Source organism: Tateyamaria rhodophyticola (genome assembly GCF_047777875.1).
Classification (GTDB): Bacteria; Pseudomonadota; Alphaproteobacteria; order Rhodobacterales; family Rhodobacteraceae; genus Tateyamaria.
In genome coordinates this window covers 974,590-999,930 of the sequence record NZ_CP180519.1, presented here as the reverse complement: position 1 = coordinate 999,930, position 25,341 = coordinate 974,590, and the positions used below count along the sequence as shown (strand labels likewise).

Annotated in this window: 27 protein-coding genes; 9 read left to right on the top strand and 18 right to left on the bottom strand. The window is 62.0% G+C overall.

Annotation, left to right across the window (positions count from 1 at the left end; all coding sequences use genetic code 11):
* Nucleotide 1: 1 nt before the first annotated feature.
* Nucleotides 2–769: a FadR/GntR family transcriptional regulator gene (locus tag ACERHN_RS06440; RefSeq protein WP_415921821.1), complete on the bottom strand. Its 768-nt coding sequence runs from the start codon at nt 767–769 to the stop codon at nt 2–4.
* A 162-nt stretch (nt 770–931) separates the two neighbouring features.
* On the opposite strand from ACERHN_RS06440, the gene ACERHN_RS06435 reads away from it, so the two are divergent.
* From ACERHN_RS06435 to ACERHN_RS06425, 3 genes are all read left to right on the top strand, one after another.
* The gene (locus ACERHN_RS06435; RefSeq protein ID WP_415921820.1) at nt 932–1,336 is read left to right on the top strand and encodes a hypothetical protein; all 405 of its coding nucleotides are present in this window, start codon (nt 932–934) and stop codon (nt 1,334–1,336) included.
* 126 nt (nt 1,337–1,462) lie between these two features.
* Nucleotides 1,463–4,918, top strand: coding sequence for a chromosome segregation protein SMC (gene smc / locus ACERHN_RS06430; RefSeq protein WP_415921819.1), 3,456 nt, complete (start codon nt 1,463–1,465; stop codon nt 4,916–4,918).
* Nucleotides 4,919–4,971: 53 nt separating this feature from the next.
* Entirely contained in the window at nt 4,972–5,322 is a 351-nt protein-coding gene (locus ACERHN_RS06425) for a hypothetical protein (protein WP_415921818.1), read from the top strand.
* Between the two features lie 3 nt (nt 5,323–5,325).
* Here the strand turns inward: ACERHN_RS06425 and ACERHN_RS06420 are convergent, their stop codons facing one another.
* From ACERHN_RS06420 to ACERHN_RS06410, 3 genes are read right to left on the bottom strand one after another with little or no spacing between them, the layout of a single operon-like run.
* Nucleotides 5,326–6,456, bottom strand: a complete 1,131-nt coding sequence (locus ACERHN_RS06420) for a lytic murein transglycosylase (protein WP_415921817.1) — start codon at nt 6,454–6,456, stop codon at nt 5,326–5,328.
* A 29-nt stretch (nt 6,457–6,485) separates the two neighbouring features.
* Nucleotides 6,486–7,403 carry an adenosylcobinamide-phosphate synthase CbiB gene (cbiB, locus tag ACERHN_RS06415; protein WP_415921816.1) on the bottom strand — a complete coding sequence of 306 codons (918 nt, stop codon included), beginning with the start codon at nt 7,401–7,403 and terminating at the stop codon, nt 6,486–6,488.
* Entirely contained in the window at nt 7,400–8,359 is a 960-nt protein-coding gene (locus ACERHN_RS06410; protein ID WP_415921815.1) for a threonine-phosphate decarboxylase, read from the bottom strand. Before ACERHN_RS06410 ends, cbiB begins: the two co-directional genes overlap by 4 nt.
* A gap of 163 nt (nt 8,360–8,522) precedes the next feature.
* On the opposite strand from ACERHN_RS06410, the gene ACERHN_RS06405 reads away from it, so the two are divergent.
* Nucleotides 8,523–8,885 (top strand): response regulator transcription factor, encoded by a 363-nt coding sequence (locus tag ACERHN_RS06405; protein ID WP_415921814.1) that lies wholly within the window; start codon nt 8,523–8,525, stop codon nt 8,883–8,885.
* Here ACERHN_RS06405 and ACERHN_RS06400 read toward each other — a convergent pair.
* Nucleotides 8,867–9,856 carry a glutathione S-transferase family protein gene (locus tag ACERHN_RS06400; RefSeq protein WP_415921813.1) on the bottom strand — a complete coding sequence of 330 codons (990 nt, stop codon included), beginning with the start codon at nt 9,854–9,856 and terminating at the stop codon, nt 8,867–8,869. The genes ACERHN_RS06405 and ACERHN_RS06400 overlap by 19 nt on opposite strands.
* A 198-nt stretch (nt 9,857–10,054) precedes the next feature.
* Between ACERHN_RS06400 and ACERHN_RS06395 the strand changes: the two genes are divergently transcribed.
* From ACERHN_RS06395 to ACERHN_RS06385, 3 genes are all read left to right on the top strand, one after another.
* Nucleotides 10,055–10,408: a hypothetical protein gene (locus ACERHN_RS06395; protein WP_415921812.1), complete on the top strand. Its 354-nt coding sequence runs from the start codon at nt 10,055–10,057 to the stop codon at nt 10,406–10,408.
* Between the two features lie 94 nt (nt 10,409–10,502).
* Complete coding sequence (locus tag ACERHN_RS06390; protein ID WP_415922696.1) at nt 10,503–11,216, top strand: M48 family metallopeptidase; 714 nt, start codon at nt 10,503–10,505, stop codon at nt 11,214–11,216.
* A gap of 77 nt (nt 11,217–11,293) precedes the next feature.
* Nucleotides 11,294–11,560: a DUF6455 family protein gene (locus tag ACERHN_RS06385; protein WP_415921811.1), complete on the top strand. Its 267-nt coding sequence runs from the start codon at nt 11,294–11,296 to the stop codon at nt 11,558–11,560.
* Here ACERHN_RS06385 and trhA read toward each other — a convergent pair.
* From trhA to rimO, 5 genes are all read right to left on the bottom strand, one after another.
* Nucleotides 11,552–12,202, bottom strand: a complete 651-nt coding sequence (trhA, locus tag ACERHN_RS06380) for a PAQR family membrane homeostasis protein TrhA (RefSeq protein WP_415921810.1) — start codon at nt 12,200–12,202, stop codon at nt 11,552–11,554. The two genes, ACERHN_RS06385 and trhA, sit on opposite strands and share 9 nt — an antisense overlap.
* 29 nt (nt 12,203–12,231) lie before the next feature.
* Nucleotides 12,232–12,615 (bottom strand): thiol-disulfide oxidoreductase DCC family protein, encoded by a 384-nt coding sequence (locus ACERHN_RS06375; RefSeq protein ID WP_415921809.1) that lies wholly within the window; start codon nt 12,613–12,615, stop codon nt 12,232–12,234.
* Between the two features lie 56 nt (nt 12,616–12,671).
* Nucleotides 12,672–13,019 (bottom strand): hypothetical protein, encoded by a 348-nt coding sequence (locus ACERHN_RS06370; RefSeq protein ID WP_415921808.1) that lies wholly within the window; start codon nt 13,017–13,019, stop codon nt 12,672–12,674.
* Nucleotides 13,020–13,090: 71 nt separating this feature from the next.
* A complete protein-coding gene (locus ACERHN_RS06365; RefSeq protein ID WP_415921807.1) occupies nt 13,091–13,237 on the bottom strand; it encodes a hypothetical protein in 147 nt (48 codons plus the stop codon).
* Between the two features lie 163 nt (nt 13,238–13,400).
* Nucleotides 13,401–14,771, bottom strand: a complete 1,371-nt coding sequence (gene rimO / locus ACERHN_RS06360; protein WP_415921806.1) for a 30S ribosomal protein S12 methylthiotransferase RimO — start codon at nt 14,769–14,771, stop codon at nt 13,401–13,403.
* 100 nt (nt 14,772–14,871) lie between these two features.
* On the opposite strand from rimO, the gene ACERHN_RS06355 reads away from it, so the two are divergent.
* Nucleotides 14,872–16,815 (top strand): AsmA family protein, encoded by a 1,944-nt coding sequence (locus ACERHN_RS06355; RefSeq protein ID WP_415921805.1) that lies wholly within the window; start codon nt 14,872–14,874, stop codon nt 16,813–16,815.
* 98 nt (nt 16,816–16,913) lie between these two features.
* Here the strand turns inward: ACERHN_RS06355 and ACERHN_RS06350 are convergent, their stop codons facing one another.
* A complete protein-coding gene (locus ACERHN_RS06350; RefSeq protein ID WP_415921804.1) occupies nt 16,914–17,180 on the bottom strand; it encodes a hypothetical protein in 267 nt (88 codons plus the stop codon).
* Nucleotides 17,181–17,318: 138 nt separating this feature from the next.
* Nucleotides 17,319–17,720: a hypothetical protein gene (locus ACERHN_RS06345; protein ID WP_415921803.1), complete on the bottom strand. Its 402-nt coding sequence runs from the start codon at nt 17,718–17,720 to the stop codon at nt 17,319–17,321.
* A 175-nt stretch (nt 17,721–17,895) separates the two neighbouring features.
* On the opposite strand from ACERHN_RS06345, the gene ACERHN_RS06340 reads away from it, so the two are divergent.
* The gene (locus ACERHN_RS06340) at nt 17,896–19,017 is read left to right on the top strand and encodes an aminotransferase (RefSeq protein ID WP_415921802.1); all 1,122 of its coding nucleotides are present in this window, start codon (nt 17,896–17,898) and stop codon (nt 19,015–19,017) included.
* Here ACERHN_RS06340 and ACERHN_RS06335 read toward each other — a convergent pair.
* The 6 genes from ACERHN_RS06335 to ACERHN_RS06310 form a co-directional block, all read right to left on the bottom strand.
* Nucleotides 19,014–20,510 (bottom strand): phosphomannomutase/phosphoglucomutase, encoded by a 1,497-nt coding sequence (locus ACERHN_RS06335; RefSeq protein WP_415921801.1) that lies wholly within the window; start codon nt 20,508–20,510, stop codon nt 19,014–19,016. The two genes, ACERHN_RS06340 and ACERHN_RS06335, sit on opposite strands and share 4 nt — an antisense overlap.
* A 24-nt stretch (nt 20,511–20,534) precedes the next feature.
* A complete protein-coding gene (gene kdsA / locus ACERHN_RS06330) occupies nt 20,535–21,368 on the bottom strand; it encodes a 3-deoxy-8-phosphooctulonate synthase (protein ID WP_415921800.1) in 834 nt (277 codons plus the stop codon).
* Between the two features lies 1 nt (nt 21,369).
* Nucleotides 21,370–23,031, bottom strand: coding sequence for a capsule biosynthesis protein (locus tag ACERHN_RS06325; RefSeq protein ID WP_415921799.1), 1,662 nt, complete (start codon nt 23,029–23,031; stop codon nt 21,370–21,372).
* The gene (locus tag ACERHN_RS06320; protein ID WP_415921798.1) at nt 23,009–23,668 is read right to left on the bottom strand and encodes an ABC transporter ATP-binding protein; all 660 of its coding nucleotides are present in this window, start codon (nt 23,666–23,668) and stop codon (nt 23,009–23,011) included. Before ACERHN_RS06320 ends, ACERHN_RS06325 begins: the two co-directional genes overlap by 23 nt.
* A 227-nt stretch (nt 23,669–23,895) precedes the next feature.
* Complete coding sequence (locus ACERHN_RS06315) at nt 23,896–24,930, bottom strand: permease (protein ID WP_415921797.1); 1,035 nt, start codon at nt 24,928–24,930, stop codon at nt 23,896–23,898.
* On the bottom strand, nt 24,923–25,264 hold the full coding sequence (locus ACERHN_RS06310; RefSeq protein WP_415921796.1) for an ArsR/SmtB family transcription factor: 342 nt from the start codon (nt 25,262–25,264) through the stop codon (nt 24,923–24,925). Before ACERHN_RS06310 ends, ACERHN_RS06315 begins: the two co-directional genes overlap by 8 nt.
* Between the last annotated feature and the right edge of the window lie 77 nt (nt 25,265–25,341).

Here is a 25,341-nt window from a genome sequence, read left to right as displayed (position 1 = left end):
GTTATCCCGTCTGTTCGTGATCCAGCCGCTGGCGCGCGATGTCCTCGTTGCGCTCGGCCTTGTCCTGATCGCGCAGCGCCCGCTCGACATAGTCGAGATGGGTGTGCACGGCGTCGCGCGCACCTATGGGATCGCGGGTCTGCAACGCGGTGTTGATCGCGCGGTGCTGGTCCAGCAGCGCCTGCCGGGTTGTGCGCTGTTTGAACATGACCTGCCGGTTGTAGAAAACGCCATCGCGCAGCAGTTGATACATCGACCGCATCATGTGCAGCATGATCACGTTGTGGCTCGCTTCGATGATGGCCATGTGGAATTGCGCATCCAGCTGCGCCTCTTCGTCGGAATTGCGCTTGGGATGGGCCGCTTCCATCTTGGTGAACACTGTATTCACCACGGCCAGATCCGTGTCGGAGGCAAGACGCGCCGCCCGCTCCGCCGCCAGCCCCTCCATGTCGCGCCGAAAACTGAGATAGTCGAACACGGCCTCTTCATGCCGGGCAAAGAGTTGCGTCAATGCGGGCGCAAAGGCCGAGCCCAGAACATCCGCCACAAAGACACCGGCACCCGGCCGGGCGGCCAGCAAGCCTTCGTCCTGTAGATGTCCGATGGCCTCGCGCAGGGACGGGCGGGACACGCCGAGGCGGTCGGCCAGCTCGCGTTCCGGGGGCAGACGTTCACCCGGCCGCAGGATCCCGCGCAGGATCAACTGTTCGATCTGGCGAATCACGGCTGAGGACAGTTTTTCCGGTTGGACGGGGCGGAAGGGCATGGGGCACCTGATTTTGCAAATTGGTCAAATCATATGACCAATGCGGGGGCGGCGCAATTGCTGGCTTGGATGTGTTCCATCGACGGCGTTGGTGCCTTTGTTAAGGTGCGCACACGAGGCCCGTTCACCTGCTGTTAACCACTCATGCGGTTGAGTGAGGCCATGCGATGGGTTTTGCCGACACTTCTTTTGATTGCGGCCTGCAACACTGCGGGGCCGCATTTTCGCGGCTTGCCCGCGACCACGGTGACCATCGACGGATCGACATTTGACGTGCGTGTCAACGGGCGGCTGGCCGAAGCCATCCGGACCAATATGCAATACGCGCCCCGGTTCGGACCGATCCAGGACCGGGCCGGTCGTGCCATGGAAATGGTGAGTGGGTGCACCGTCAAAGAGGTGCGCGGGGATCAGGCACAAGCCACCGGAATCCTGGATTGCGGCAAGGGCGGACCGCGCATCGACCGTCTGAAACCGCAGGGCGAATATGACTGCTACACCATCGACAGCTATGTGAGCGGAGCGACAAATGAGCTGGTCCTGGACCTCGATTGCACGCTGATCTGAGCGGAGTGCCGCAATATCTTGTGGATAAATCGCTGTGATACGCAGTTTCTGGGGGTCATCCGTTGACATGCGCCCCTGTGGCCCGCCACGATATCAGGCCAGAGAGACTCAGAGCCGGACCTGCCCTTGCGCTTTTCCAAACTCAGACTGACAGGGTTCAAATCCTTTGTGGACCCCACCGACCTGATCATCGCCGACGGGTTGACCGGTGTTGTCGGCCCCAATGGCTGTGGCAAGTCGAACCTGCTGGAAGCGCTGCGGTGGGTGATGGGGGAAAACCGGCCCAAGGCGATGCGTGGCGGCGGGATGGAAGATGTGATCTTTGCCGGTGCCGCCACCCGCCCCGCGCGCAACTTTGCCGAAGTGTCCCTGCATCTCGACAATTCGGAACGGCTGGCGCCCGCCGGGTTCAATGATCAGGACGCCATCGAGATCGTGCGCCGGATCACGCGGGATGTTGGCAGCGCGTACAAGGCCGGGGGCAAGGATGTGCGGGCGCGCGATGTCCAGATGCTTTTTGCTGATGCGTCCACGGGCGCGCATTCGCCCGCGCTTGTGCGGCAGGGGCAGATTTCCGAACTGATCAACGCCAAACCCAAGAACCGCCGCCGCATCCTCGAAGAAGCGGCGGGCATCTCGGGTCTGTATCAACGGCGTCACGAGGCGGAGTTGAAGCTGAAGGGCGCGGAACAGAACCTCGCCCGTGTTGATGACGTGATCGAACAGCTGGCCGCGCAGCTGGCGCAATTGGCGCGTCAGGCACGTCAGGCGGCGCGCTACCGCGAGATCGGCGAAAGCCTGCGTCGCGCCGAAGGGCAATTGCTCTACCGGCGCTGGCGTGAGGCGGACGAGGCGCGCGCACGGGCCGAGGACGCGTTGCGCACGCGCGTGACCTCTGCCGCGCAGGCCGAAGCCGCCGTGCAGGTTGCGTTGAAAGCGCGCGCGGCCGCCGAAGAGGCGCTGCCGCCCCTGCGTGAGGAAGAGGCCATCGCGTCGGCCGTTTTGCAGCGGCTGAGTGTGCAGCGCGATACGCTCGATGATCAGGAACGGCAGGCGCAACAGACGATCGAGACGCTCAGCCAGCGGATCGTGCAACTGGGCCGCGACATTGAACGCGAAGGTGGCCTGAACCGCGACGCCGGTGAGACCATCGAACGGCTGGAATGGGAAGCGGCGGAAATCGCCAAGGCAAGCGAGGGCCATGAGGGCCTGTTGGCGGATGCGGCGGCAAGTGCGCGGGATGCAGCACAGGTGTTGCAGGCCCGCGAGGAGGATCAGGCCTCGCAAACGGAGGATGTCGCGCGTCTGGCGGCGCGGCACGGATCGGCGCAGCGCCTTCTGGATGACAACCGCAAGGTTGAGGCGCGGGCGCAATCCGAGGCGGAAAAGGCCCGCGCGGCGGTGGCCACAAGCGCCGAAGCCCTGAAGAAAGCGGAAACCGACGTAACGGCTGCGCAAGCCGCCTCGGTGGAAGCCGAAGCCACGGCACAACGTGCGGATGACACATTGCTCGCCGCCGAAGAGGCCCGCGCCGATGTGCAGGCGCGCGAGGCGGACGCCCGCGCCGAACGGTCCGAGGCGGACGGCGAGTTGAACGCGTTGCGGGCGGAGGCTGGGGCGCTGGCCAAGCTGGTGGAGCGGGACACGGCAGAAGGAGGGCAGATCGTCGACCGTTTGCAGGTCGAGAACGGCTTTGAAAAGGCCCTTGGCGCTGCTTTGGCGGATGATTTGCGCGCACCCGAAGTGGACGCCGATGGCCCGTCTGGTTGGGCGACCCTGCCGGATTATGATGCCGCGCAGCCGCTGCCAAGCGGTGTGACACCTTTGTCGGCGCATGTGTCGGTCCCGTCCGCGCTGGCGCGACGGATGAGCCAGATCGGCCTTGCCGATCCGGAGGATGCCGCCCGGCTGCACCCGCTTTTGAAACCCGGTCAACGCCTTGTCTCGCTTGAAGGGGACCTGTGGCGGTGGGATGGTTTCCGTGCATGGGCAGAGGACGCGCCAAGTGCCGCCGCGCTGCGCCTGCAACAGCTGAACCGGCTGGAGGCGTTGAAACAGTCGCAGGAGCGGGCAACGTCCCGTGCCGATGGGGCGCGCCAGGCACACGAAGCGTTGACGGCGCGGCTGAGTGAACTGACGGATGCGGACAAGCGGGCACGCGAGGCGCGCCGGGCCGCGGACCGGATGGTGGCAGATGCCGCGCGGGCGCTGAGCCGGGCCGAAGCGGACCGCGATCTGGCCCAAAGCCGTCTCGAATCGCTTGGCCTCGCCGTGACCCGGCACGAGGAAGAGGCCATGGGCGCCCGTGCGCGCCTGTCAGAGGCGGAAACGGCGCTCGCTGATCTTCCGGACCTTGATGCTGCGCGGGCGCAGGTCGAGGACCTGCGTTTGACCGTAGAGGCAGCCCGCATCACCATGATGTCGCGCCGTTCGGCCCATGATGATCTGCGCCGCACGGGTGAGGCGCGGGTGAAACGCGCGCAGGAGATCACTAAAGAAGTCAGCGGCTGGAAGCACCGGTTGGAAACCGCGGAAAAGCGCAGTGCAGAGCTGGTGGCGCGGAAGGAAGAAACCGAAGGTGAACTGGAACGGGCACAGACGGTGCCCGGTGAACTGGCCGAAACACGTGCGACCCTCGCCGAGGAAATCACACGCGCGGATGCGCGAAAGGCAGAGGCCACCAATGCGCTCAGCACCGCCGAAGCGGCGCTGCGTGAGGCCACGCAAACGGAGCGGGACGCAGAGCGTGCCGCCTCTGAGGCACGCGAAGAACGCGCCCGCGCAGAGGCGCTGACCGAAGCGGCGCGGGAAACCGTTCAAGGCGCCGCAGAGCGCATCGCCGATGCGCATCAACAGACACCGAACCAGTTGCTCACCGCACTGGATGTGACGCCGGACACCATGCCGGGGGTCGAAGCGCTGGAAACCGAAGTGGCGCGGCTGAAACGTCAGCGTGATGCGCTTGGTGCCGTCAACCTGCGCGCGGAAGAGGACGCCAAAGACGTACAGGAAGAGCACGACACCCTCGTGTCCGAAAAAGAAGACCTCGAAGAGGCGATCAAGACGCTGCGCAGCGGCATCGCCAGCCTGAACCGCGAAGGCCGCGAGCGCCTTTTGACGGCGTTTGAGCAGGTGAACTCGAACTTTTCCATGCTCTTCCGTCACCTGTTTGGCGGGGGCGAGGCGAACCTTGTCATGGTGGAAAGCGATGATCCGCTCGAAGCGGGGCTCGAAATCATGTGCCAGCCGCCGGGCAAGAAACTGTCGACGCTCAGCCTGCTGTCCGGGGGCGAGCAGACGTTGACCGCGCTGGCGCTGATCTTTGCCGTGTTCCTCGCCAATCCCGCGCCGATCTGCGTTCTGGACGAGGTGGATGCGCCGCTGGATGACGCCAACGTCACGCGGTTCTGCGATTTGCTGGATGAGATGTGCCGCCGGACCGACACCCGTTTCCTGATCATCACGCACCACGCCGTCACGATGGCCCGGATGGACCGGCTTTTTGGGGTGACGATGGCCGAACAGGGCGTGAGCCAGCTGGTGTCGGTGGACCTCAAGAAAGCCGAAACACTGGTCGCCTGATCTCTCACCATGACGTGACGTGGCCGTGTCTGGCGACGTGCTAGGGTGCCGGTATGAGATGGATTTTCCTGTTTGTGATGGTTTGTGGTCCGGCCTTGGCGCAGGACTGGAACTTGCGCGGGTCGGACCGCGTGTTGCCGCGCGCGGAGGTTCTGGCGCTGATCGAAGGGCAAACGCTCGTGTTCTTTGATGACGGACAATCCAAGTTTTCTGCGGGCGGGGCGTATTCCTATACCTATGCGAACGGGGGCGGGACCGCCTTTGGGCAATATGAGGTGGCCGAGGATGGGACCGTGTGCATCGCGTTCCGCAACGGGTTTTCCCGCTGCGATCGCTATGTGCAAACGGCGACGCGTACCGTGATGCTCACGCAAAAGGGCGAACGTTTTCCGTTGCGCCCCTGAGTGTCAGAGACGATTGAGCAGCGCGGCGGTGGGCCAAGCATCCGCAGGCAGGCCGAGGCGCTTTTGTTCGGCCTGCACGGCGGCACGCGTGCCCGCACCGAGGATGCCGTCGATCTTGCCCACGTCATATCCACGGGCCTGCAATTTTTGTTGCAGCGCCTTCATCTGGCCTGCGCTCAGCCCGGCATCGGGGTTGCCGGCGTCATAGACCGGCGCCCCCGCAAGCCGTGTGGCGAAATAGGCGGCGGTGAGCACATAGGTAAACGACTGATTCCATTCGAAATATGTGTCGAAATTCGGATAAGCGATAAACGCGGGCCCTTTGTGACCCTGCGGCAGGATCAGGGACGCGGGCAGATCGGCCAGCTGTCCCTCTCGCGGGCGCACGCCCAAGCGCTGCCATTCTGCGGTGCTGAGCTTCGTGCCGATCCCGCTGAGGCTCCAGTCCATGGAAGCAGGCACGCGGACCTCTTGCAGCCAAGGCTCGCCCGCACGCCAGCCCAGATGTTGCAACATCTTGCCGCCGGACATGAGCGCGTCGGGCGCGGAGGTTTTCAGGCTGACCGCGCCGTCGCCATCACCATCCACACCGTTTTCGAGGATGTCGCGGGGCAGCATCTGCACCATCCCGATCTCACCCGCCCACGCGCCTGTTGTCCGGGCCGGGTCAAAAGCGCCGCGGGCAAAAAGCTCCATCGCGGCAAAGACCTGCGGTCTGAACAGCGCAGGCCGCCGGCAATCATGGGCCAGCGTGACAAGGGCGTTGGCCGTGTTGAAATCCCCCTGGAACGCGCCGTAATCCGTTTCAAACGCCCAAAAGGCGAGCAAGACGTGGCGGTCGAGGCCATAGCGCCGTTCGATCTGATCAAACACGCCTGCAAATTGCCGCGCCTTCTGGCGGCCCGCATTGATCCGGTTTTGCGATATCAACCGCCGGGAAAAGTCGATGAAGGGACGTTGGAATACACCCTGTGCGCGGTCCGCCCTGAGCACCGCGGGGTCCTGCCGCACGTTCGCGAGAAACGCGTCTGCGGTGCCCTTGGCGATGCCTTTTGCGACGGCTTCATCCGCCAGCCCGCGTTTGAAGGCAGCAAAGCTGCCACCACATTGCGCCACTGCGACAGCGGGGAGCATCGCGATGCACGCGGCGCTGGCAAGTGTTCTCAAGTGAGCCAAATCAGGCCTCCGATCATGATCAAAAGCGCAGCAGCCGCGCCCCACGCTTTCCACACCAGACGGATGCCCGCGTCAATGTCTGCAGGCCCAAGGTCGTGCTTGCCGTCTGCGTTGACCCACGCAAATGGCGTGACCGTCCCGTGATAGCTGCGCGGGCCGGCCAGCGCGAAATTCAGAGCATGCGCCATCGCCGCCTCGGGCCAGCCTGCATTGGGAGAGCGGTGCAGCGCGGCGTCCGCCTTGATCCGCCGCCAACTGGGCCAGCCGCCGACACTCGCCAGCAGCAGGGCGGTGAGCCGCGCGGGGATCCAGTTCAGAAGGTCATCAAATCGGGCCGCCGCCCAGCCGAACGCCTCATGCCGGGGGGTGCGGTATCCGATCATGCTGTCGGCGGTGTTCACCATTTTGTAGACCATCAGCCCGGGCAGCCCACCGATCAGGAACCAGAACGCGGGTGCGATGACGCCATCGCCAAAGTTCTCCGCAAGGCTTTCCAACCCCGCTCGGGCGATTGCGTCGGGTGGTGCGTCACTGACGTCGCGGCTGACGATCATCCGCACCGCCTCTCGACCGGCATCATCCGACAACCGCAGCCCGTCCGCGACGGCCTGCACATGCTCCACAAGCGACCGCTGTGCCAACAGGATCGCCGCGACCAGGATCGTCACCACCGCGCCGAATTGCGACACCAGCCATCCAATGGCGGCCGCGCCGTACACCATCATGATCAGTGCCAGAACCCCGGCGGCGCGTCGCGCGATGGTCCGGTTCAACGCGGCGTCCAGATGCCCTACAATGCGCCCCATAAGAACGGCGGGATGTGGCACGCGTTGCCAGATCCATTTCGGCTCACCCGCGACCGCATCGAGGCACATGGCCAAAAGGAGTTGAACGACGATACTCAAATCGCGGTCTCCAATGTGCTCCAGCCATCGACAGGCGGTAAGCCGAGGCGGAGCCAGGTTCTAGAATACGGAAACGTACGGCTCCAGATATGGGACTGCGCCAGTTTGCGTTGCCAGCCCTTTGCATCATCGACCTCATACAGTCGGAACAGCGTGGTGCCGCCGGCCATCTGTGCGCCTGCCTGAACCATCAGGTTGTCCAGGCGGTTGGCATCGGTTTCCAGACGCACCCGTGTGGAGTTGACCCAGCCAGGGTCCGTTAGAGCCTGCCGCCCGATATGCAGCGCCGCGCCGGACACGGGCCACGGCCCCAGCATGTCCGCCAATTGGTTCACAAGCGCGGGCGGTCCAATCACAAAGCCAAGGCGTACACCCGCCAGCCCCCAAAACTTGCCAAAGCTCTTGAGCACAAGGGTATCGTCGCGCGTGGCCTGTGCGATCATGCTGTGATCCGGCATCACGTCACAAAAGCTTTCGTCTATGATGCGCAAAGGCGCGTTCAGGTCTTGCGGTTGCCAGCACTGCCCGGTGGGATTGTTCGGGTGCACGATCACCTGCGCGTCTGCGGGCTGGTTATCTTCGGTTACGGCCCAGTCCTGTGCGGCGAACGCGGCGGCGTGTTCATTGTAAGTTGGCCCAACAATGCGCACCGTTCCGGGCGCGCGCAGGCGCGGGATCTGGGAAATGACTGCGGACGCCCCCGGCACGGCGAGTATCGCCGCCTCCGCCGGGACAGACCAAAAGGCGCGCGCTGCATCGATGAGTGCGTTTTGCGCCGCTTTGTCCGGCAAAGCGGTCCACGCATCCGTCGGGACGGACGTAAATGGGAAAGGATGCGGATTAATCCCCGTAGACAGGTCAATCCACGCGTCCCGCGTTCCTCCAAACTGAAGAACCGCCAAATCGAGCCCACCGCCATGGTCTCGGGGGGCGTGTTTTACTTGGGCTTTTTCCATTTTTGCCACCTTCGGCGAAGACTCGCCGTTTAAGAGCGAAAATTTGCGCAAATCTCAATGCAGAATGCGTCTGTTAAGGAATGCCAGCATCCATTAACACTTTGTTAATGCCTTGAAGAGCACAAACCGGAAGGGGCCGAAGTTGGGTCGGCCCGGAGTTGATATGAATGTACTTATCGTAGAAAGCCGATCAGACCTCGGGGATATCTGGCGGCGGCATCTGGAACGAATGGGTATGCATGTGCATCTGGCCTCGGGCCAGACCGAAGCTGTTGCTCATCTCGAGGCGCATTCCCCGGACATCATCCTGCTGGACCTTGTGTTGCCAGACGGTAGCGCATTGGCCGTGTCCGACTTTGCAAGTTACCGGCATCCGAACGCGCGGGTGATCTTTGTGACGGACACCAGCTTTTTCTCGGACGGATCGATCTTTGCACACGCAAGCAATGCGTGCGCGTTCGTTCCGTCCGGAACGCGGCCAGAGGACCTGGCCGCGATGGTCGAGCATTACGCCGCTGCCACCTGATCACGCCCATGCGGCGCGTCAAAGTCGATCTGTGGGTTGATCGGGATGATCCTGTGCGGATTGATGCTTTCGTGACTGTAGTGATAGTGGCGCACGATATGCGCCATGTTCACGGTCTCCGCCACGCCGGGCACTTGGTACAATTCGCGGGTGTATGCCCATAGGTTCGGGTAATCGATGATGCGCCGACGGTTGCATTTGAAATGCAGGTGGTACACCGGGTCAAACCGCACGAGCGTTGGAAACAGGCGCCAGTCCGCCTCGGTCAGGCGCGCGCCCATCAGATACCGGTTTTGCCCCAGATGCGCATCGAGCCAGTCCAGCGTATCAAAGAGCGGGCCGACCGCATCGTCATAGGCCTCTTGCGACGTGGCAAAGCCGCATTTGTAGACGCCGTTGTTGAACGTATCATAAATGCGGTCGTTCACCGGTTCGATGGCATCGTGCAGGTCCGTTGGCCAATAGTCATCCGCATTGCCGGTCAGGCCATTGAATGCACTGTTGAACATGCGGATGATTTCAGAGCTTTCATTGCTGACGATGGTGTCCGTTTTCGTGTCCCAGAGAATGGGCACGGTCACGCGACCGGAAAATTTCGGGTCCGCCCTGAGGTAGATATCGCGGGCGAAAGGCAGGCCGTGGAGCGTATCGCCGGTCGCACCATACGTATCCGTATCAAATGTCCAGCCGTCGGTCATCATATCGGGATGCACGACCGACACGTTGATGTGTTCGGTCAAGCCTTTGAGCGCGCGGAAGATCAGGGTGCGGTGTGCCCAGGGACAGGCGTAGGACACATAGAGGTGATAGCGACCCGATTCGGCGGCAAAGCCTCCGTTGCCCGAGGGTCCGGGCGCGCCGTCTGCTGTGACCCAGTTGCGAAATTTCGCCTGGCTGCGCTGAAATTTGCCGCCGGTGGATTTCGTATCGTACCACGTGTCATGCCAGACACCGTCGACCAGTACGCCCATATCGCGTCTCCCTTTGTTCGATGATGTATATGTAGCGTCCTGAGTGGCCGGCCCAACGCGCATGTCCCCTGCGCGGGCGCACAGGGGGCAGCGTCGCGCGGATATCACACCTGTGTCGCCCCTCTGTCATGATTTGCGAATTTAACTGGACGTGAAGGAACTCTGCTTCAAGTTGCACAGGAAGAGAGGAAGTCTGCCATGTCCACATTCGTTCCCAAAGAAGTTCAGGCCGGTCTTGATCAGGCGCGCCGCCAGTCGTTGCGGAAGGCATCGCGCCTGCGGATTGTCACGCCGGACGGTGTGCATCCTGTCCTGCGCATGTGGAAAACCGGCTTCGCGATGGAGGCGGAGACAGCGCCGAAATTGCGCGGTTATGTCGATCTCTATGACGGTGCGATCCATCTCTTTCAGTGCCTTGTCGTGGCGTCCGAAGAGGACGCGGGAGAGATGCGTTTCGAATTCAAGCGCCTGACGGCCGTGTCCGATCGCGCTCCGCTGGATTTTGAGCGCAATCCGATGGCGCCCGTTGCCCTGATCGAAGGCGAAGCGTGAACCACGCGCACACGTCGCCGTGATTGGGACTGGCGGCCCGGCGGTGACATGATACATTTGTCTATGTTCGTAAACAGATGAGAGATCGCCGATGTTGCGCTTGATATGTGCGCTTTTCGTGATTGGTTTTGTGGCCGCGTGTGATGAGGTCACCACCGCACCTGCGGGGGGCACTGTTGTCGCAGGTGTGACCGACCCGGTTGATGAGTTGCGCACACCGGATCAGGCTTTGCGCGCGTTTGCCCAAGTGGTGGACCGGGTGGAGCCGGTGGCCGAGCGCGAGTGCCAGCGCCGCACCCGCAACGTGGATTGCGATTTTCGCATCCTCGTGGATGACCGCCGGGGGCTTCCTCCGAACGCATATCAGACCTTGGACGACAACGATCGCCCGATTATCGCGTTTACCATTGCCTTGATCGCGGACGCGCGGAACGCCGATGAACTGGCGTTTGTGATGAGCCACGAGGCTGCACACCACATCCGGGGCCACATCGCGCGCCAGAAGCAAAACGCCGCAGCCGGCGCGCAGATCTTTGCCGGTATCGCCAACAGCATCGGTGGCGACGCCAGCGCCGTCGAGGCAGCGCAGCGCATTGGCGCAAGCGTCGGGGCTCGCACCTATTCCAAGGACTTTGAGTTGGAAGCGGATGAGCTGGGCACCATCCTGACGGCCCGCGCCGGGTATGATCCGTTGAAAGGCGCGCTGTTCTTCAATCGGATCCCGGACCCGGGTGATCGGTTCCTTGGAACCCATCCGCCCAACGCACAGCGTATCGAGACTGTGCGTCGGACCGCGGCCAACCTGTGATTTGATCCTGGTCAAGGTACGGTGGTGTGATCCCGTGCAGATTGGCGGCGAACGCCCATCTGACGTCGGAGCATCCCATGACCATGAACGACCGCTTGAAACGCCACGCCGCCCTTGTCGACGACATGGCACGGACCCGTGGCATTGATCTGCAGGACGCGTCGATGCGCGCCGGGCTTACGCCGGATGATGTGTCGGACATGGTGCACCGGTGTGCCGGTTGCACCGAGGCCGTCAATTGCCGGAAATGGTTGGCGTCACAGATCGGCACGGTGTCGGAAACACCGCACTATTGCCGGAACGCCGACGCCTTCACGGCTTTGGCGCGTCAATCGTCAGACTGATACGCCAACGCTGACCGCGCCAAAGAAACAGGCAGATGCGGCAAGCACAAAGCTGTGCCAAATCGCGTTTTGAAACCGCAATGCCTTAGCAGCGTAGAATACGGTGCCAAGTGTATAGAGCAGCCCACCGGCCGCAATCAGGGCAAAGGCGGCGCCCGGCAATTCCTGCCACATGGGCCAGATCAGCAGAACACTGGCCCAACCCATGATGAGGTAGAGCGCCAAGGATCCGCGCGCATCCGTCGCCCAAAAGCTCAGCTTGGCAATCGCGCCCAGCAGTGCAACCGCCCAGACCAACCCGAGGATCACGTAGGCAAAAGCGGAACCGATAAGGACGACCAGAGGTGTGTAAGTACCTGCGATCTTGAGGTAAATTGCGGCGTGATCAATGCGGTGGAACACCGGTCGCGATCTGTCCCACGGCAGCAGATGATACGCCGCAGAAGCTATCATGGCGAAAATCATCAATCCGGCGTAGACGCTGGTGGCGATGATCTGCGACGTCTCTTGGGTCTGGGCGACGTACAGGATCAGCGCGGTTCCAGCCACGATTGCCGCCGTGACGCCAACCGCGTGGATCGACGCGTCAGCCAGCGTTTCCTTGAGAGAGTAGGGGTAGGGCATGGCGGTACGGTCCATCATGGACGTGCCGCAGTCCACCCCTCAGTGCATCACGAAGCCGTTGACGTTGCGCGAGCTTTGCGGCGCAGGTGCCAGCGATAAATCAATGGGGCCAAGACCCAATCGTAGCCCCAAGCGCTGAGCCGGTGCACGCCGGGAAGTGACACGATCCGGGCCAACCAGCGATAGCGCGGCATATCTTGCCACAGCACGATGAATGCCGGGATACCTGCGTAAACGACACCATCCTTGACCACGTGCAATCGGCGCGCAGCCGTGTCTGCGTCAATGTTCCAGTCGGCCAGCGCGGCCGAATTCAGATCATCGAACCGGATCGGCAGGCCTGTTTTGGCGCTGTAATCGGCGTAGTGCGAGATCTCGAAGTTACAGACCGGGCACTCGGCATTGTAGAGGACGCGTGTTTTGTTGCTCATACGTTTGAGATAGGGGCGGTTTGGTGCGCGTCAGCCCGACAAGGTGCCGCAGGCAATCACGGCTTGTTGCCGTCGATCCAGCGGGACATCAACGTCCGATCCTTGAAGCACATCCGTGGTATGTCGCGCCGTTTCAAACGGGCGATGCGTTCGGCAAACTGCACCTGTTTGGCGCTTGGGTATTGCGCGAAACGTCCCTCGGGACGCTCCGGTTTCGTTCTGTCGATCCACGCCGATAACGCCGCCCGGTCCCGCAAAAGCGCCTCTGGCAGGCGATTGCCCGTTTTGGCGGCCAAGGCGCGCGCATAGCTGATCTGCTTGTCCGTCGCGGGTTGTGGCGCGGCAATGGGCAATGATCCCTGAGCAGGGTCGAAGAGGCCGGGTTGGGTCGAATGGTAACTCATGTCTCGTATCCGTTCTCGCGTTGAGAACAAATATAGAACATTTGATTTCAATTTTCAAGATATGGCCGGGTTTAGAGCAGTTTCACGACAATGTCGGGCCCCGCAATCACGCAGAAAACCATAATGATTACAAAGGGATAGAGTGCGCCAAGACCGGTGCCCTTGGCCCGGCCAAACTCAAGCCGAGCATCGTTGAGAAGTGTGAGAATCTGCTTCATTGCAGAACATCCGATTGGTGTGACCGCGGTGTCGGTACATTGCATTTGTTTCAAAAGGGTCGCTTTGAAACGTTAACACGATGTGAGCCTGCCGCGCTGTCGAGCGGACGTAGTTAACTCTTGCGCGGCGCAATCCGCGACAGGCCATCCGGCACAAAAAGGCTCAGACCGGTTTGCCCCAGAGGTCATAGTCGCTGGCCTCGTCCACCTCGACCGTGACGATGTCGCCCGGCTGCAAGGTCTCGAAGCCTTCGTCGATGAACAGGTTGCCATCGATCTCTGGCGCGTCGGCCTTTGTCCGGCAGGTGGCCGCGTCGTCATCGACGCTGTCGACGATCACGTCCAGCGTTGTGCCAACCTTGGCGGCGAGTTTCGCTTCGGAGATGGCTTGCGCCTTTTCCATGAACCGTTCCCACCGCTCCTGCTTGACCTCGGGGGCGACGTGGTCCGGCAGGGCGTTGGACCGTGCACCCTCCACGTTTTCGTATTGAAAACAGCCCACGCGGTCCAATTGCGCCGCGTCCATCCAGTCGAGGAGCGTCTGAAACTCTGCCTCGGTCTCACCAGGGTAACCGACGATAAAGGTCGAGCGCAGGGTGATGTCGGGGCAGATGTCGCGCCATTCCTGGATCCGGTCCAACGTGCGCTCGGCGGCGGCAGGCCGTGCCATGCGGCGCAGCGTGTCGGTGTGCGCGTGCTGAAACGGGATGTCCAAATACGGCAGGACCAGCCCGTCCGCCATCAGCGGGATCAACTCGCGCACATGCGGATACGGGTAGACATAGTGCAGCCGCACCCACGCGCCCAAACCGCCAAGATCGCGCGCCAGATCGGTGATATGCGCCCGGTGCCCGCGGTCTTCGGCGTGTTTGATGTCCACACCATAGGCCGAGGTGTCCTGACTGATCACCAGCAATTCCTTGACGCCGGCCTCGACCAGCTTTTCCGCTTCGCGCACCACGGCATGTGCCGGACGGGAGGCGAGACGCCCGCGCATATCGGGAATGATACAGAACTTGCACTTGTGATTGCAGCCTTCGGAAATCTTGAGATAGCTGAAATGGCGCGGCGTGAGGGAGACACCGGAGGCGGGCAGCAGGTCGATAAACGGATCGGGGTCGGGCGGCACCGCACTGTGCACGGCATCCAGAACCTGTTCGTATTGGTGCGGCCCGGTCACGGCGAGAACTTTGGGGTGCGCGCCGGTGATATAGTCAGGTTCCGCACCCAGACATCCCGTCACGATGACGCGCCCGTTTTCATTCAACGCCTCGCCGATGGCATCGAGGCTTTCGGCCTTGGCACTGTCGAGAAACCCGCAGGTGTTCACGATCACCGCGTCCGCGCCAGCATAGTCCGGTGAAATGCCGTACCCTTCGGCGCGCAGACGCGTCAGGATGCGTTCGCTGTCCACCAGCGCCTTGGGACAGCCAAGGGACACCATGCCGATTGTCGGTTGGCCGGGGCGGCGCGTATCGCTGAGCCGAGCGTGGGGCGCGAGGTCAGGGCGGAGGTCTGGCGGGTTTGTGCTCATGCCTGCCTCATAGGGGATCACAGGACTGTGGAAAAGGGTGGGGTTGCGCGCGGCGGCTTGCTACGCTCTGCCCAACGCGTCGCGAAAACGGAGCAGTGCCATGAAATGGATCGGTCGCTTAGTCTTGTTTGTCGTCGTGCTGGTACTTGTCGCCGGTGTGTCGCTGTTTTTCCTGCCTGCGGATCGGATTGCAAAACTGGCGGCGGACCAACTGCGCAATGCGACAGGACGGGATGTGACGATTTCGGGTGACGTGTCGATGACCCTGTGGCCGGTGTTGGGCGTGTCTCTGGGAGAGCTGGAGGTCGGCAACGCCGATTGGTCAGAGCAGGGACCGATGCTGTCGGCGCAGAACGCGGCGATTGGTGTCGACCTGATGGCGTATCTGACGAACCGAGAGATCCGCATTACCAATATCGAAGCCACAAGCCCGACCATCCGACTGGAAAGCCGGGAGGACGGGCGCGCATCCTGGGTCTTTACCGACGCGAGCGGGGACGCGCAGATTGAGACGGAAACCGACCCGGATCGCACACCGCAGGCCATTTCGATCCAGCGGTTGGAGGTGACGGATGCCACGCTGATCTATGACGCCGAAGGCGCGGACCTTGTGTCCTATTCCGGCGTCGATCTGACGCTGGATTGGCCCGAGCGGTTGGGACCTGCGGACATCGCAGCGACCTTGCGCCCGGCAGGCACGGATGTGGATGTGACGGCCACGATCGGTGGGTTCGCCGGTTTTATCACCGGGCAGGTCCAGAATATGAACGCCGTTATCACGGCCGGTGGTGGGCGCGTGGCGCTGGACGGTCGGGCAAGTACGGCAGGCGATGTGGCGGGACGGCTGACGCTGGGCATCCCGGACACGGATGCGTTTTTTGCAGCGCTGGCGCTGCCGCAGCCCGGTCTTCCGGCGCGGTTGGGCCAGGCGATGGACGTCACCACGGACCTGACACTCACGTCAGACCGTCGATTGTCGTTGCGCGATCTGACGGCGGATCTGGGGGGCAACACGCTGAGCGGTGCGGCGGATATCAACCTCAATGACACACCGCAGGTGAACGCACAGCTGAGCGCTGGCGCTCTGGATCTGCGCAGCGTGACAGACAGCGGTGGCACCGGCGGGGACAGTGGAGCCGCACCCAGTGCGGGGTCCGGCTGGCCCACCGACCGGATTGATGCGAGCGGTCTGGCCGCATTCAACGGAGAGATTGCGCTGACCGCGTCGTCGATTGATCTGGGCCAGTTCAAGCTGGGCCAGACGCGCACCCTTTTGCGCAATGACCGCAGTCGCATGGTGTTCGAGCTGCGCGAGGTGCAGGCCTATCAGGGCACGGTGTCGGGCGAGTTCGTGATGAACAACCGCTCTGGCCTCAGTGTGGGTGGCAAGCTCTTTGCGCGGGGCCTCGCGATGCAGGACGTGCTGCGCGACGCAGCCGGAATTGAGCGGCTGACCGGGCAAGCGGATGCAGAGATGTCCTTTCTCGGGGTGGGGAACACGGTCGATGCGATCATGAAGTCATTGTCGGGCGATGGTGCCATCAAGTTCGGCCAGGGCACGATCATCGGCATCGACCTTGATCGTTTGATGCGGTCGGGCAGCGTCGGTGGCGGGACCACCGTGTTCGACAGTCTTGGCGCCACATGGAACATCAACGGTGGGGTGTTGCAGAACAATGACCTGCTTCTGAGCCTCGCCAATTACGAGGCGCGGGGCGCGGGGCAGGTGGGTCTGGGCAATCAGACGATTGACTACACGTTCACGCCTGTCGCACTGCGCGCCAATGAGGGGACAGGCATCGCCATTCCGGTGCGGATCAGAGGGCCGTGGGCCTCGCCCAGCATTCTGCCGGATCTTGAGGCAGCCATTGACCTGAACCTCGACAAAGAGGTGGAGGCGGTCAAGGAACAGGCCCGCCAAGCCGTCCGCAACAAGGTGGCGGAAGAGTTGAATATCGTGGACGAGGGGCAGGACCTCGAGGATGCCGCCAAACAGAAGCTGGAGGATGAGGTCAAAAAGGGATTGCGATCCCTGTTTGACTGATCCGTGCGGCGCGTCGAAACCCACACGACCGCAGGACGCGATCGCGTTGGTTCATGTGGCACGCAGAGTGGGCGGATGATCCGCCCATCTGGTTGACCTCAGCGGTAGACACCTACGAGATAGCCGGGTTCAAAATGCGCGCTGCGTGTTTCGAGGCGCACCGCCAACGGACAGCTGTCATGTGCACCAGCCGTCGCGTGCACGAATGTCCACGTGCCGTCCTGGGCAAAGCTGTTGGGGGCATAGACGCAGCCATTGTTGAGGGTCAGGTTGGTGTCCGTGCGGGTGACGGTTTCAAGTTTCGTCGCTGCGGAAGCAGCGGTGGCGGCCACACAGAGGCCAGCGGCAATCATCAGAACTCGCATAATACGTACTCCCTTGCATTGTCAGCGCCCCCGCCGTGCAGCGAGGGTTAACGAATGAAAGGGCGGTTTTTGGGACCCCATTGTGACTGTATTGGGGAGAATTCCGACAGTTTAAGGCAAACCGTGCCGTGTCGCGGTTCAGCGGAAGACGCCAACCACATAGCGCGGTTGCAACCGGATGCGCCGCGTTGGCACGTACGGCGCAGGCGCCAGTGTGGCCGCTTGCGTGACGGTTTCCGGTGCGCCAAGCGGTGCTGGTTCCGCAGGTGGCACAAGCGCCACGGTTGCTGCGGGTGCTGGCGTTTCAGCGGTGCGGGCCGATTGACCGTAGATGGTCAAGGGGCACTGAACCGTGGTGCCGGCTTGGGTATAGACCAACGACCATTCATTGCTTTGCGTCAGCAAATTGGGCGCATAGACGCAGCCATTGGTCAGTGTCACATAGGCGTTGGTGTCCGGTGCGGTGGTTGACCCGTTTGGATTGGCCACAGCTGCGGTTGCGGCCAATGTCAGGCCGGCGGCGAATTGAATTGCACGCATGCTGCGTACTCCCATCCCAGTATCAATTCCCCCGCATCCCGTAAGTGTGACAGTGAAAAAGGTCGGGAAGGTGGCGGAAATGTGGCAGGAATAAGGCACCCATAGAGGTGCTGTTTGATCCGCGCGGCCTTTGCCCCTAGCGTGCGCGCCACCGGGTAAACAAAGGGGCAGCGCTATGCAGATCGAACCGTTCGGCGTCGAATTGTGGATGAACGCGTGGGAGACGAAATGCGACTGGAACCTCGCTGAAACCTGCGTCGAAAGCCTGACCATTGCGGAACTTCTCGCACTTGCGGGCCAGGGCGCGCCCGATCTCGACGCGTTGCTGTCGATGAAAATGACCTATGGCGCGATTGAGGGGTCAGAGCGGCTACGCACGGCGATTGCCAGCCTCTATTCCGGGCAGGGCGTGCACAATATCGTCACCACCCACGGCACGATCGGGGCCAATATGCTGGTGCACAAGACACTCGTGTCGCGGGGGGATCACGTTGTGGCGGTGGTGCCGACCTATCAACAGCATTATTCGATCCCGGCCAGCATCGGTGCCGAGGTGGATCATCTGCATCTGCGTGAGGCGGATGGATGGTTGCCCGACCTCGGCGCCTTGCGCGCGATGGTACGGCCGGACACGCGGCTTATCGCGCTCAACAATCCCAACAATCCGACGGGTGCGTTGATCGAACGTGCGATGTTGGAGGAGATTGTGGGAATTGCCCGCGATGTGGGGGCGTGGGTTCTGTGTGATGAGGTGTACCGGGGCACGGACGCGGCGGGGGACGGGATGACGGCCTCTGTCGCTGATCTTTACGACCGCGGCGTGAGCACGGCCAGCCTGTCCAAGGCCTTTTCCCTCGCGGGGTTGCGTCTGGGATGGATTGCTGGGCCTGCCGCATTGATCGAAGACGTGATGATCCACCGCGACTATGACACGATTTCGGTGGGTATGATCGACGATCACTTTGCCGCGCTGGCCCTTGAGAACAAGGCGGCCGTGCTGGGGCGCAGTCTGGAGATCACGCGGGGCAACCGCGCGGTCCTGGCCGAATGGGTTGCCAAGACGGACGGCATCACCTGGGTGCGCCCTGCGTCCGGCACAACTGCGCTGCTCAGATACGACATGGACATACCGTCGGAGGCGTTCTGTGTCGCGCTCTTGCAAGACACCGGTGTGCTGCTGACACCGGGCGCCGCACTCGGGATGGAGGGGTATCTGCGCATCGGCTATGCCAACACACCCTCCATCCTGCGCGAAGGTCTGGCCCGTCTGGGCGCGTTCATCGAGGCGCGGCGCTAGATCGTCTGGTCGTAGTCACCGACGCCGGGTTCGGTGCGGATCACCGCATCGACATCGGCAAAGATCGCACGCATTTCATCGTCACTGACCGGGCTTTCGCAGACCACGACGAGGTTGGGTGTGTTCGATGATGCCCGCACCAGACCCCACGCCCCATTGTCGAGGATCACGCGTGCGCCGTTGACGGTCACGACCTCTTTGATCGCACGGCCTGCGACGGTCTCCCCCCGGTCATGCATCGCCACCAGCTTGGCCACGATCCGGTCGAGGATGTCGTATTTCTCGGTATCGGCAGCATAAGGTGACATGGTCGGCGTGGCGTATGTCTTGGGCAGCGCCTTGCGCAGATCGGACATTTTCATGTCCGGATTGCGATCCATCAGCTTGCAGATTTCCACCGCCACGCGCATCCCGCAATCATAACCGCGGCCAATCGGCTCCGCGAGGAAGTAGTGCCCCGACTTCTCAAACCCGGCGAGCGCCCCGATTTCCTTGACGCGCCGTTTCATATGGCTGTGCCCGGTCTTCCAGTAATCCGCCGTCACGCCGTGTTTTTGCAATTCCGGGTCGGAGGCAAAAAGGCCGGTGGATTTCACATCCGCGACAAAGGTCGCGCCGGGGTGCAGTTTGGCCAGATCGCGGGCCATGATCACGCCGACCTTGTCGGCAAAGATCTCCTCACCCTCATCATCGACCACGCCGCAGCGGTCACCGTCCCCATCAAAGCCAAGCGCGAAGTCGGCACCGGATGCGGTGACGCTGGCCGCCATGTCGTGCAGCATTTCCATGGCTTCGGGGTTGGGGTTGTAATGCGGAAAGGTGTAGTCGAGCGCATTGTGGCTGTCGACGACCTCCACGCCGAGCCTGCGGAAGAGTTCGGGCGCAAAGGCGGATGCGGTGCCGTTGCCGGTGGCACACACCACCTTGAGCTTGCGGGTCATTTTGAAATCGCCGACGAGGTCCTGCATATAGGCCTCTTGCACGCCGTCCACGAATTCGTATGCGCCGCCATCGCGCGCTTCGCCCTGACCTTGCAGGACGATATCGCGCAGTTCACCCATCTCGTCCGGGCCGTGGGTCAGCGGACGGTCAAAGCCCATCTTGACCCCGGTCCACCCATTTGGATTGTGGCTGGCCGTGACCATGGCCACGGCGGGCACATCTAGGTGAAACTGGCTGAAATACGCCATGGGGGACAGGGCCGGGCCGATATCCTTGACGTGGATGCCCGCCTGCATCAGCCCGACGATCAGCGCGTTCTTGATGCTCAGTGAATAGTCTCGATAGTCGTTGCCAACCGCGATGACAGGCGGGATGCCACGGCGGTGCATCTGGGTGCCGAGCCCGAGGCCGAGCGCCGTGATGCCGGGCAGGTTGATCTCGTCCGGGTATTTCCAGCGCGCGTCATATTCGCGGAAGCCGGTGGGCGTGATCATCGGGTCGCGCAGGAATTCCCAGGTGTTCTGGGTCACGGTCGGCAGGGGTTTTTTCATGGCGCTACTCGTTATGGGATGTGATCAGATCGTGACGGGGCGCGCTTTGGCCAGCGCATCGAACTGCATCAGCGTGTCGATCAGTTCGGGCATCTGATCGAGGTAGATCATGTTCGGCCCGTCAGAAGGCGCGGTGTCGGGGTCGGGATGTGTTTCGATGAACACCGCGCCCACACCGATGGCGACGGCGGCCCGCGCCATCACCGGCGCGAATTCACGCTGCCCGCCGCTTGAGCCGCCCTTGCCGCCCGGTTGCTGCACCGAATGCGTGGCGTCCATCACAACCGGATAGCCCGTCTGTGCCATCTGCGGCAGCGACCGCATGTCCGCCACGAGGGTGTTGTACCCAAAGGACGTGCCGCGTTCGGTCAGAAGGATGCGGTCATTGCCGGTGCTTTCGACCTTGGTCACGATATTGGCCATCTCCCACGGCGCGAGAAACTGGCCCTTTTTGATGTTCACCACGGCGCCCGTGTTGCCCGCCGCCAACAGCATGTCGGTCTGGCGGCAGAGGAACGCGGGGATTTGCAGAATGTCTACGGCTTCGGCGGCGATGGCGCATTGCGCTTCGGTATGCACGTCCGTCAGCACCGGCACGCCGTTCGCCTTGCCGATGGATTGCAGCGCCTTGAGCCCCGCGTCAATCCCGAGGCCGCGCCCGCCGGTGAGTGACGTGCGGTTGGCTTTGTCATAGCTGGCCTTGAACACGTACTGGGCCCCCGCAGCGGCGCAGATTTCCTTCATGCGGCCCGCGATATCCTGACCCAAGCCTTCGCTTTCGAGCGCGCAAGGCCCGGCGATCACCGTCAGCGGGCGGTCATTGCCGATGGTCAGATCGGCGATGGAGACATGTTTCATCTTAGGTGGTCACCTGTTCTCTGAGGATCGACGCGGTGAGCGAGATCATCAGATAGATGCCTGCAAAGACCAGAAATGCCAAGATCGTGTTTTCAAATGCGCGGGGATAGGACGGCTCGTCCGGCGCAATCGGTTCGACCGCGACGGTCAGGTAACGCACCTGACGGCTCGCCTCGACACGGCTCGATTCCATCTGCTGGAGGGCGGATTGGAGCATCAGGTCGCGCGCGGCCAGGTCGGCTTGCGCGATCTGGATGCGGGCCGCGAGTTCCGCCAGCGAATTTTCGCCCTTGCTGACATCCGTCATCTTGGCGTTGAGAATGTTCAGCTGTTGATCGAGAATTGTGATTTCCCCTTCGATCGCGGCTACGCGGCTTTGATTGGGGCGGGAGTTGTTGAGCAGGCTGGCCAGCTCGATCTGCTTTTCGATCTGAAGGGATTCCAGTTCGCTGATCTGTGCGCGCAGGCTGGCAATGACGCCTTCGGGGTCCAGGGTTGACCCTTCGATTTGCAGCCGGACCAGGTTTTCCTGGGCTGCGCGCCGCTCCTGTTCGGCGCGCTCGAACCCTTCGCGGGCGTCGCGCATCGAATCCTCGCGGCTTTGCGCGGACAGGTTGTTCACCCGTTCTTCGGCATAATCGACAAGGCGGCGGGCGAAGTCCTTGGCCAGCGTCGGATCGGCAGCGACCACCTCCATACGGATCAAGCCTTCGGTCGGGTCATATCCGATCTTCACCGTCTTCTTGTACGTCTTGTATGCTTCCTCGTTCGTCGCATCCGGGCTCAGCCGCTGGATCGGGTCAATCCAGTCCTGCGAGAAATGCGATTTGTAGCCGATGTCGTCATCAAGCCGCAGCATCGCTTCCTTGGATTGCAAAAACGCCTGAACGCCGATGCTGTCCTGATTGGAGGCGAACTGCGCGGGCAGCAGGCTGCCCAGACCACTTGCGCCGCCTGTGCTTTCGGCCTGATTGATCAGGAATTCGGTCTTGGTGGCGTACATCGGCGTGGCGATGGAAAAGAAGTAGTATCCGGCCAGCACCGTGGGCAGCATGACAAAGAACGCCAGCCGCACCATGAGCAGCGCCATCTTCTTGCGGCGGCGACGACCGATATCGCGTTGGATGTTGGCAATGTCCTGCGCACGACGTTCTGCGGGGCTGAGTTCCGTGGAGGGCAGTTGCGCCTTTTGCACAGGCACCGTCTGCGGCAGTTGCACCTTGGCCTGCGCGGCACCCGCGCCCGCGCCGCCGGCCTGCGCGGGCAGGTTTGCGAATGCATCCGGTGCACCGCCCTCATGCGGTTCCGCGCCAGCCTGCGGCACAACAAGCTCCAGCATGTTGGAGCGTTGGAACGGATCAATACCCTTGGCGCGCAACAGGCGCACGGCATCGAAATCCGATGTCGGTGCCAACCCGTGTTTCTGGGCCACGCGCCGTGCCATGCGCAGCTGACGACCGGTCAGCCCTTCCTGACGGATGGCGTCGATGGTGTTTTCACCGGCGACCTGTGCCGCCGACGCAACCTCACCCGTTTGCCCCTGCGGTTCAGGTGCGGGGGCCTTTTGCTCCGGCTGCTGGGGCGCCGCGTCAGCGGCCGCTGTGCCGGGCGTGGGCGGCGTCCGTTTGATGCGGAATTTTCTAGCCTTGGGTTTCGTAGTCATAGAGCCTCTTTGCCTCTTCCAAGGTGTCGAACATATGCAGTTTGCCGTCCAGCAGGACAGCGGCGGAGCGGGCGAATTTTTCCAGCGTTTCCGCCTGGTGTGACACGATGATGATCGTCGTGGTGCGCAGCCGTTCCTGCAGCACGTCACCCGCCTTGCGATTGAATTCCGCATCGGTCGAGGCAGGCATGCCTTCGTCGATGAGGTAGATGTCAAAGTCCAGCGCCAGCATCAGCGCAAAGGAGAACCGGGCGCGCATACCCGACGAATAGGTGCCGAGCGGCTGGTCGAAATATTCGCCCAGATTGCAGAGCCAGCGGCAGAAGCTTTCGACATAGTCGGGGTCAAGACCGTAGAGCCGCGCGATATACCGGCTGTTTTCCAGTGCGGAAATCTTGCCGATCACACCGCCCATAAACCCAAGCGGGAACGATATGTTGCAGTTGCGCACAATCTCGCCCTCATCGGGTTTTTCGAGACCGGCCATCATGTTGATCAGCGTCGTTTTGCCCGTGCCGTTCGGGGCCAGCACACCCAGCGAATGCCCCAGGTCCACGCGGAACGACACGCGGTCAAGGATCACCTTGCGCTGTGTGCCCGTCCAAAAGGACTTGGATACGTTCCTGAATTCCAGCATCCCGTGCTCCGCGGTTTGCGTGCCTGAGACCCCGATGTGGGGCCGATCCCGTATATAACACGGGTGTTCTAACGGTTTATTCACCGATTTTGTCCACATTATGTCCAACACGCGAACAATTCTAGAGGAGCGATCGGTTATTGTTGCGGACCACTGAACACTGAAACTGGTTTATTTTTCGTGATTTTCTTCAAATGAGATGGGGTCGGGGGGCAGGCGCAGGGTCGTCAGGCAATGAGCTGCCAGCCAACACCGGCCAGCACCGATCCCACCAGCGCAAAGCCGAGATAGGCCGCGAAAATGCGTGGTTTCACCAGCGCCCAGACTGCGATTGCAGCGGGAATGGAGCTGACCCCGCCAGCGATCATGAAGGACATCGCCGCACCTGCGGCCATACCCTGGTCCAGCAGATCGCCAATCAGAGGTGCAGCGGCATAACCGTTGAGGTAGGCAGGCATGCCAACCAGAGCGCCCAGCAAGACCGTGCCCAATCCGGTGCCGCCCAGCACGGTCGCGATAAAGTCGGCGGGCATGTAAAACACCATGAGCGCCTCGATGACATAGGCAAATGTGAGCCATTTCAGCAGAAACACACCGTTTTCAAGCCCGGCATGGCGGAAGATCTGAATGCGTTCGGGGACCGTCCAGAAGGCCCAGACCGGCTTGGTCGAGAACGGAGCCTTGACCCCGCAGCATCCGCCAACAGCAGGCTTTTCGCGCAATGGGTCGGCGAACAGTGCGGTGCGCGACAAGACCAACGTACCAAAGCCGCCAAACATGCCAAGAGCGACCGCAGCAACCGTTTTGGTCAGCGCAAAGTCGAGCGAAATGGCCCCTGCGGTGATGGCAAACATCGCCGGATCCATCAAAGGTGACGCAAGCCAGAACGCCATGACCGCACCCAACGGCGCGCCCACGGCCAACAGGGCTGCGATAAACGGGATCACCTCACAGGAGCAGAACGGAGACAAGCCGCCCAACAGGGCCGCCATGACAATCATGCGCGCGGGGTTGCCTTCAAACGCGCGGGCCAGCAGGTTTTCGGCACCCGTTGCCTTGAGATAGGCAATGGCAAACACGGCAAATGCGATGAAGGGCAGCGTGCCCGCAAGCGCGCGCGCTGCAAATCCGATGACATCGCCGGTGCGTGGCGCATCCATGATCAACACCAAAAGAACGATCAGCGCGGTGGCCAGCCACACGCGGTCGATGCGTGCAAGCCAATGTGTGCGTGGTGTACCAGTCGTTGTTGTGTCAGCCATTGCTGTGATCCTCTGGACGCGCACTGTCGGCGCAGCACTCGGTGAGTAGGAAATTTGAAAGATCCTGCACTTCGTCAAAGGCAACGGCGGCACAGATGATCGAACGGCCCTGCCGGGCTTGCGTCACAAGGCCAGCGCTCGCCAGTATCTTGACATGGTGCGTCAGGGTCGAGCCGGTCACGCCGGTGCGATCGCCAAGCATGCCGATACTCAACCCGTCCGGTCCGGCGCGCACGAGCGTGCGCAATACCGACAGGCGTTGCTCCGATCCCAAAGCGGCAAAGGCCGCGGCGGCGCGTGTCAGGTCAAGCGTGTGATGCGAATCCATTTTCATAATTCTAGAATTGTCGAAATGAATGTGGCGCGCAAGTTTTATTTCGACAATCATCGAAATAATTGTGAAAGCGTGCA

Excerpts from the sequence above, each read along its gene's own strand:
- ACERHN_RS06440 (WP_415921821.1), bottom strand. The coding sequence starts at position 769 with ATGCCCTTCCGCCCCGTCCAACCGGAAAAACTGTCCTCAGCCGTGATT.
- ACERHN_RS06435 (WP_415921820.1), top strand. The coding sequence starts at position 932 with ATGCGATGGGTTTTGCCGACACTTCTTTTGATTGCGGCCTGCAACACT.
- ACERHN_RS06425 (WP_415921818.1), top strand. The coding sequence starts at position 4,972 with ATGAGATGGATTTTCCTGTTTGTGATGGTTTGTGGTCCGGCCTTGGCG.
- ACERHN_RS06420 (WP_415921817.1), bottom strand. The coding sequence starts at position 6,456 with ATGCTCCCCGCTGTCGCAGTGGCGCAATGTGGTGGCAGCTTTGCTGCC.
- ACERHN_RS06410 (WP_415921815.1), bottom strand. The coding sequence starts at position 8,359 with ATGGAAAAAGCCCAAGTAAAACACGCCCCCCGAGACCATGGCGGTGGG.
- ACERHN_RS06405 (WP_415921814.1), top strand. The coding sequence starts at position 8,523 with ATGAATGTACTTATCGTAGAAAGCCGATCAGACCTCGGGGATATCTGG.
- ACERHN_RS06400 (WP_415921813.1), bottom strand. The coding sequence starts at position 9,856 with ATGGGCGTACTGGTCGACGGTGTCTGGCATGACACGTGGTACGATACG.
- ACERHN_RS06395 (WP_415921812.1), top strand. The coding sequence starts at position 10,055 with ATGTCCACATTCGTTCCCAAAGAAGTTCAGGCCGGTCTTGATCAGGCG.
- ACERHN_RS06385 (WP_415921811.1), top strand. The coding sequence starts at position 11,294 with ATGACCATGAACGACCGCTTGAAACGCCACGCCGCCCTTGTCGACGAC.
- trhA (WP_415921810.1), bottom strand. The coding sequence starts at position 12,202 with ATGATGGACCGTACCGCCATGCCCTACCCCTACTCTCTCAAGGAAACG.
- ACERHN_RS06375 (WP_415921809.1), bottom strand. The coding sequence starts at position 12,615 with ATGAGCAACAAAACACGCGTCCTCTACAATGCCGAGTGCCCGGTCTGT.
- ACERHN_RS06370 (WP_415921808.1), bottom strand. The coding sequence starts at position 13,019 with ATGAGTTACCATTCGACCCAACCCGGCCTCTTCGACCCTGCTCAGGGA.
- ACERHN_RS06365 (WP_415921807.1), bottom strand. The coding sequence starts at position 13,237 with ATGAAGCAGATTCTCACACTTCTCAACGATGCTCGGCTTGAGTTTGGC.
- rimO (WP_415921806.1), bottom strand. The coding sequence starts at position 14,771 with ATGAGCACAAACCCGCCAGACCTCCGCCCTGACCTCGCGCCCCACGCT.
- ACERHN_RS06355 (WP_415921805.1), top strand. The coding sequence starts at position 14,872 with ATGAAATGGATCGGTCGCTTAGTCTTGTTTGTCGTCGTGCTGGTACTT.
- ACERHN_RS06350 (WP_415921804.1), bottom strand. The coding sequence starts at position 17,180 with ATGCGAGTTCTGATGATTGCCGCTGGCCTCTGTGTGGCCGCCACCGCT.
- ACERHN_RS06345 (WP_415921803.1), bottom strand. The coding sequence starts at position 17,720 with ATGCGTGCAATTCAATTCGCCGCCGGCCTGACATTGGCCGCAACCGCA.
- ACERHN_RS06340 (WP_415921802.1), top strand. The coding sequence starts at position 17,896 with ATGCAGATCGAACCGTTCGGCGTCGAATTGTGGATGAACGCGTGGGAG.
- ACERHN_RS06335 (WP_415921801.1), bottom strand. The coding sequence starts at position 20,510 with ATGAAAAAACCCCTGCCGACCGTGACCCAGAACACCTGGGAATTCCTG.
- kdsA (WP_415921800.1), bottom strand. The coding sequence starts at position 21,368 with ATGAAACATGTCTCCATCGCCGATCTGACCATCGGCAATGACCGCCCG.
- ACERHN_RS06325 (WP_415921799.1), bottom strand. The coding sequence starts at position 23,031 with ATGACTACGAAACCCAAGGCTAGAAAATTCCGCATCAAACGGACGCCG.
- ACERHN_RS06320 (WP_415921798.1), bottom strand. The coding sequence starts at position 23,668 with ATGCTGGAATTCAGGAACGTATCCAAGTCCTTTTGGACGGGCACACAG.
- ACERHN_RS06315 (WP_415921797.1), bottom strand. The coding sequence starts at position 24,930 with ATGGCTGACACAACAACGACTGGTACACCACGCACACATTGGCTTGCA.
- ACERHN_RS06310 (WP_415921796.1), bottom strand. The coding sequence starts at position 25,264 with ATGAAAATGGATTCGCATCACACGCTTGACCTGACACGCGCCGCCGCG.